Source organism: Actinospica acidithermotolerans (assembly GCF_018139625.1).
Taxonomy (GTDB): Bacteria; Actinomycetota; Actinomycetes; order Streptomycetales; family Catenulisporaceae; genus Actinospica; species Actinospica acidithermotolerans.
Map to the genome: position 1 here is coordinate 1 of NZ_JAGSOH010000362.1, position 442 is coordinate 442.

Genomic DNA, 442 nt, shown 5'->3' on the forward strand with positions numbered 1-442 from the left:
ATATTATGTTTAATTGCATAATCAATTTCTTCTTCACGACTCCATGCCCACTCACGTACAGGTGCGAATGCTTTCAATGATGGGTTTAATGCTTTAATGGCAACTTCGAAACGTACTTGGTCATTCCCTTTACCAGTACAACCATGTGCGATACCTACTGAATTTGTTTTCTCAGCAATCTCTACTAATTTTTTAGCGATTAATGGTCTTGATAAAGCAGAAACTAATGGATATGCATTTTCATACATTAAATTTCCTTTGATTGCATAACTTACATACTCATCACTAAATTCTTTTGTTGCATCAATAATATGACATTCAACAGCTCCCATATCTAAAGCTTTTTTATAAGCGATGTCTAAATCTTTACCTTCACCAACATCTAGGCAACAAGCTACAACGTCGTATCCTTTGTCGATAAGCCATTGAACGGCCACACTTG

1 protein-coding gene is annotated in these 442 nt (G+C 35.7%); it reads right to left on the reverse strand.

Features of this window, described 5'->3' with window-relative positions:
• A partial coding sequence (locus KDK95_RS38980; RefSeq protein ID WP_212522655.1) for an argininosuccinate synthase domain-containing protein occupies positions 1 to 442 on the reverse strand: 442 nt, incomplete at both ends.